Raw genomic sequence first — 5,550 nt, 5'->3', positions numbered from 1 at the left:
GAGAGTGTAAAATATTTTGTGTAAATAGAGAAAATACCATACAAAAAAGGAAGTCCTTTCTGTAGAATAAAGTTAACGACAACTAACTCACAGAAAAGAGGACTTCCCTATGAATGATTTTACTACAGATATTTTACAAACACTAGTAAATAAAGGCGATTTGAACGAATGCTTTCGTTCCCACCTGGAAAACGCAGTCAATGTACTCCTTAAGACCGAACTAACGGCTTTTCTGGATTACGAAAAATATGAACGAGCAGGGTTCAATTCTGGCAATTCAAGAAACGGGGCTTACCAACGAACGATCAAAACAGAGTATGGCGAATTGTCATTGGAAATTCCTCGAGATCGCAATGGGGAGTTTAAACAACAGACATTGCCAACTTATAAAAGATCCAATGATACATTAGAAACAACGATCATTCATCTGTTTGAAAATGGGGTAACGATGTCAGAGATCGCCCAATTAATTGAGAAAATGTACGGACATCATTATACGCCCCAAACGATATCCAATATGACAAAAGCCCTAACAGAAGAAGTTCAAGCGTTTAAAACTAGAGCGTTACACCAGGAATATGTTGCTGTTTTTATGGACGCGACCTACATTCCTTTAAAACGACAAACCGTAGCCAAAGAAGCCGTTTATATTGCTATTGGGATTCGAGAAGACGGTACCAAAGAAGTCCTGGGCTACACGATTGCGCCGACAGAATCCCTAGCTATTTGGGAAGAACTATTACAAGATATTCACGCCAGAGGCGTTCAAGATGTACTGCTTTTTATCACAGACGGTCTAAAAGGCATGAAAGAGAAGATTCATCAAATCTATCCTCAAGCCCAGTATCAACACTGTTGTGTCCATGTCTCTCGTAATCTGGCACATAAAGTACGGGTCAAAGATCGAAAAGAAATCTGTGAGGACTTTAAGACGGTTTATCAAGCAAGCACCAAAGAAGAAGCCCTACGCTGTCTAACCTATATGACGGATAAATGGCAGAAAGCTTATCCCAAAATGATGCAGTCGCTTCTAGCAAATCAAGACTTATTGACGTTCTATGAATTTCCTCCAAGTATCCGTCGTACCCTTTATTCAACGAATTTAATTGAATCTTTCAATAAGCAAATTAAAAAATACAGTCACAGAAAAGAGCAATTTCAAAATGAAGAATCTTTAGAACGTTTCCTTGTTTCTATCTTTGACCATTATAATCAAAAGTTTTTAAACCGAAGCCATAAGGGCTTCCAACAAGTGACCGATACCTTAGCTTCGATGTTTACAGAATAACGAATTGTTTTACAGAAGGGCAACTCATTTACACAAAATTATTGACGCTCCCGAATAGGAAGGTAGAATTTGAATTTTTAGAATTGGATAATAAAAATGAAGCCATTGAATTTATTAATTCATTACCCACAAAAGACAAGGCAAAATTACTGCAAGTAATTAACAAAATAGAAACATTAGGTTTGACTACGGCTAAAAAAATGCAATGGATTAAAAAGCTAGATGGCGAAATATATGAAATACGCTCAAAAGTTGGTTCTAATATTCAACGCTGCTTGTATTTTCAAAAAGTAGGCAATCAGTATATTATCACACACGGGTTCACTAAAAAGGAGCAGAAGACCCCTAAAAAAGAAATTCAGCATGCCAAAAATTTGAAAGATAAATACATGAGAGGTGTAAATCATGACTAACAGCAATACAACCAAATTTTCCGATTACCTTGAAAAAGAGAAGAGAAATAATGCTTCCCTTACAAAAATGATGGAAAAAGAAGAACAAAAGTTGGATTATGCGGTTGCTGTAATGGAATTAAGAACTTCGTTGGGTTTTACTCAAGAAGAATTTGCTAAAACAGTCAATAAACCTCAATCTACTATTGCTAGAATTGAAAATGGGAATGCCAATCCAACAATTAAAACCCTTGAACAAATTGCAGAATCAGTTGATAAGCAGTTAACTTTTAGCTTTATCTAGTTTTAAGCAATTGACGTTACTTCTATCGTATTAAAATTTACTGGTACCAGCTGTAATATCGTAACAATATTGTCTAAGCCGGTAGTAAATAACTGAATAATTGGAATACACGCCCTAGTAAGCAGCTCCGCAGCCTGTTTACTAGAGCTTTTTTATTTAAACGAAAAAAGTTTAATTAAAACCGTGACATTTTTCCTGCTAACCACGTTTATAGATAGTGTAGGCGGCGCTGCTTATGAAAAATAAAATATAGAGGAGAATGAAGATGAAAAATTTAGAAAATACAAAATTAACGGTCGAACTCAGTCAACCTGGGGAAGACAAAACGATTAAGAAAAACTTCAACGATGTGATTTCAGAACCAAACGAAGCTGCTGTATTAGCGCTGGGAGAAACCATGGCGAATTTAGCTCCAGCAGAAAATGAATTAGCTTTAGTCACTGAAAAAGTAGAATATTCACATGTGCAAGACGCAGAAGAAATTGTTGAATAAATAAATCCTAGGAGGGAAAATCATGAAAAAATTATATCTAACATTCTTAAATGAAGAAGGCAGAAAACACAACTTAATCCCAGCAGTGGCTGCGGAAGACTTGACAGAAGCCGAAGTTCGCGAAGCAATGGAACAATTACGTGATTTGGATATTTTTGACAAAGACGGGGTAAGATTGTATCAAACGATCGATAGCGCAAAATATGTAGAAACGATCGAAACACCATTGTTTTAAAAAGGAAAGCGAGAGGAGCGATCTTCTCGCTTTTTTTAACAGAAAAAGGAGGCAATGAAATGATTCCTAAACCAACGATTATTGATATTAGTGAATGGCAAGTGCCGCAGCAGATCAATTATGATCAACTAGCTGCAAAAATCGACGGCGTTATTGTACGTGTACAATATGGATCCAATTATATCGATAAGCACTATCAAACGCACATTAAAGAGTTTCAAAAACGAAGCGTGCCAGTGGCGGTTTATGCTTGGGTACGAGGGACGTCTAAGGCAGATATGCAACAAGAGGCCAAAGATTTTTATCAAAGAGCACAAAAATTTCAACCTAGCTTTTGGTGGTTAGATGTAGAAGAACAATCCATGCAAGATATGCGAGGTGGTTGTGAGGCTTATCGTAAAAAACTAAAAGAACTCGGCGCGAAAAAAGTTGGCGTTTATGTTGCTAACCACTTATACAAAAGTTTTAATTTAGCAACAGAAAAATTTGATGGTGTTTGGCTACCCACTTATGGAAAGAACACCGGACAATATCAAGGAGCAAATCCGACCGCTACGAAGCAGTATGATATTCATCAATATACTTCAAAGGGAAGACTTAATGGTTACAATGGGGACTTGGATTTAAATCAGATCGTCAGGAGGGATCTGTTCTACTTTTTTCGTCAAAATCATCAAGTTCCTGATAAAGAAAATCACAAAGACGTGGAGGATATTGAAATGAAGACTATTACAACAACTGCAACGAAAGTGAAATTACGCAGTTCACCAAAGACGGGAAATAATGTGATTGCTGAACTTGCGAAAGGGACGAAGATCAAAATTAATAACGTTGTTTTTGGCGACGGTTTTGTTTGGGGAGTCCAGCCTAGAAGTAATGGCAAGAAAGGTTATATCGATATTGGCAAAAGTGTTTCTTGGGTGAAGTAAGGAATTTATGTTACATTATTGGGAAATCTTAAACACTGTATAAAATGAAGACCTTCAACAGTTAGTGCTGGTGGAGGCCTTTTGCCTATAGTTCAATAGAGATTAGTAATCTGAAAAAACAATCACAGAAATAGACCGCAGTGTATAAAGTGCCAATACGAAAGAGAGACAGTATAGTTGTACGCGTAAGCGCTAAAGATATACAAGTTAAACGAAATAGTAAAGAAAAAGGCTTCAATTATTCCTGAAGAAGTACCTGGTACATGTTTGAAGTATTACGAAATTTAGTTGTTTATAATAAACCGGCTACTTCTGAAAAAAAGTCTTGGAGAATGATGACGTGCGATTCTCATTTTAGAGTAGAATTAGTTAAAACTGGGGCTGGGAGCTTCGATTGAAACTGACTACAATGACATAACAGCATATGCAAACGCTGTTAAGAAAGTGAAGAAGAACCTAGATAAATAAAATACTGATATTTCTTTTAATTAACTATTACTTTCTTAATAGAGGTGGCTTTTTGTTATTTAATAAAACTCTACACTAAAAAATATGACGAGATATGTTTGGTTAGCGCCAATTTTATAACTCTTTGCAAACCTATGAAATCCTATAAAAAGATAATAAACATATTATATATAGCGTAAGTATTGAAACTCATAACTCTAAATGATATATTATAGATGAGAAGACAATCCCCCCATTCCTTTTTAAAGGACAGTCAAGTACTGACATGGGGGTTTTTATTTTGGAGGGGCTTTATGAAAACGCCTACGTCATTGACTTTTGAAGATCAGCTTTCATTATTGCAAAGCAGAGGGATGAAAGTAAGTAAACGAGATGTAAATAAATTAAAAATTATTGGTTATTATCGTATTAAACAGTTTGCTGCTCCTTTAGCAAATAAGAATAATAGTAATAAACATACATATGATGATTATAGCGGCGTTAATTTTTCTGAGGTTTTAACACGATACTATCAAGATAAAAATTTAAGAATACATTTATTACATGCAATTGAAAAAATCGAAGTTGCTTTAAAAACTAGACTTTCTTTTATTTTAGGAAACTCTTATGGTCCGTTCGGTTACCTTAATTTTTCTAACTGGTGTGATAAACATAACTATAAGAAATTCGAAATAGAGACAAGACAATTTCAATTCAAAAAAAGTTTGCTTAAATCTATTAAACGATCTTTTATTAATGATGTAAAGGACACTAACAATCAAGATGTCGATGGTTTTCCAACTATATGGCTAGCGGTTGAAGTTCTTACTTTTGGAGAACTCGTGAGAATAGTAGAAATATTGTCAGACAAAAACAAGAAAAAATTATCTGAGATGTTCAATTGCACTAAGAAAGAATTGATATCTTGGTTAAAGTGTCTTAACTTTGTTAGAAATATATGTGCACATAATGCTAATGTTATTGATCTTCAACTAAGTACTAAACCCTTATGCAGAAAACAATGGAAAGGATATCTCTACACTGTTAATGGCGATAATAGCAGGACTCCTTCAAATAAGTTGGGAATTGTTATACTTATAATCAAACATTTTGTTAATACAATAAATAAAAAATACGGCTGGAGAAATATCAATAAAGATATATGTAGGTTAGTTGATAAAAGTGATGAGCGTGCACATCTTTTGGGATTTTTAGACTCAAATACCGTATATGAATTGTTTGGAAAATAGGTTTATTTTCAACCCCGTCATTTTCGACAGGGGGCTTTTTTTGTATGTTTTCTACTTGTAGTTAGACTCTCTTCGTTAATCATTACAGCTTAGTACCTCCTATTAAATGCAATTTATTTAATGCCTCCTGATTATAGCTAATTTGTTAATTTACCAACATTTATTCGATCTATTTGTTAAAATAGATGCAAGGCTTTTTACAGTAAGGCCAT

7 protein-coding genes are annotated in these 5,550 nt (G+C 34.7%); all 7 read left to right on the top strand.

What is annotated here, in order from left to right:
* Nucleotides 1–109: 109 nt before the first annotated feature.
* The 7 genes from G577_RS0109705 (at nucleotide 110) to G577_RS0109670 (ending at nucleotide 5,338) form a co-directional block, all read left to right on the top strand.
* Nucleotides 110–1,288, top strand: coding sequence for an IS256 family transposase (locus G577_RS0109705; protein ID WP_028790508.1), 1,179 nt, complete (start codon nucleotides 110–112; stop codon nucleotides 1,286–1,288).
* A gap of 83 nt (nucleotides 1,289–1,371) precedes the next feature.
* Nucleotides 1,372–1,701, top strand: a complete 330-nt coding sequence (locus G577_RS0109700; RefSeq protein WP_244869464.1) for a type II toxin-antitoxin system RelE/ParE family toxin — start codon at nucleotides 1,372–1,374, stop codon at nucleotides 1,699–1,701.
* Complete coding sequence (locus G577_RS0109695) at nucleotides 1,694–1,984, top strand: helix-turn-helix domain-containing protein (protein ID WP_028791023.1); 291 nt, start codon at nucleotides 1,694–1,696, stop codon at nucleotides 1,982–1,984. Before G577_RS0109700 ends, G577_RS0109695 begins: the two co-directional genes overlap by 8 nt.
* 265 nt (nucleotides 1,985–2,249) lie before the next feature.
* Entirely contained in the window at nucleotides 2,250–2,477 is a 228-nt protein-coding gene (locus G577_RS0109690; protein ID WP_028791022.1) for a hypothetical protein, read from the top strand.
* Nucleotides 2,478–2,499: 22 nt separating this feature from the next.
* Complete coding sequence (locus G577_RS0109685) at nucleotides 2,500–2,712, top strand: DUF2922 domain-containing protein (RefSeq protein ID WP_028791021.1); 213 nt, start codon at nucleotides 2,500–2,502, stop codon at nucleotides 2,710–2,712.
* Between the two features lie 59 nt (nucleotides 2,713–2,771).
* Nucleotides 2,772–3,641: a GH25 family lysozyme gene (locus G577_RS0109680; RefSeq protein WP_028791020.1), complete on the top strand. Its 870-nt coding sequence runs from the start codon at nucleotides 2,772–2,774 to the stop codon at nucleotides 3,639–3,641.
* Between the two features lie 761 nt (nucleotides 3,642–4,402).
* On the top strand, nucleotides 4,403–5,338 hold the full coding sequence (locus G577_RS0109670) for an Abi family protein (protein WP_028791019.1): 936 nt from the start codon (nucleotides 4,403–4,405) through the stop codon (nucleotides 5,336–5,338).
* The last annotated feature ends 212 nt before the right edge of the window (nucleotides 5,339–5,550 follow it).

Source organism: Tetragenococcus muriaticus DSM 15685, assembly GCF_000423785.1.
GTDB lineage: Bacteria > Bacillota > Bacilli > Lactobacillales > Enterococcaceae > Tetragenococcus > Tetragenococcus muriaticus.
This window is presented reverse-complemented; position numbering and strand designations above follow the sequence as displayed.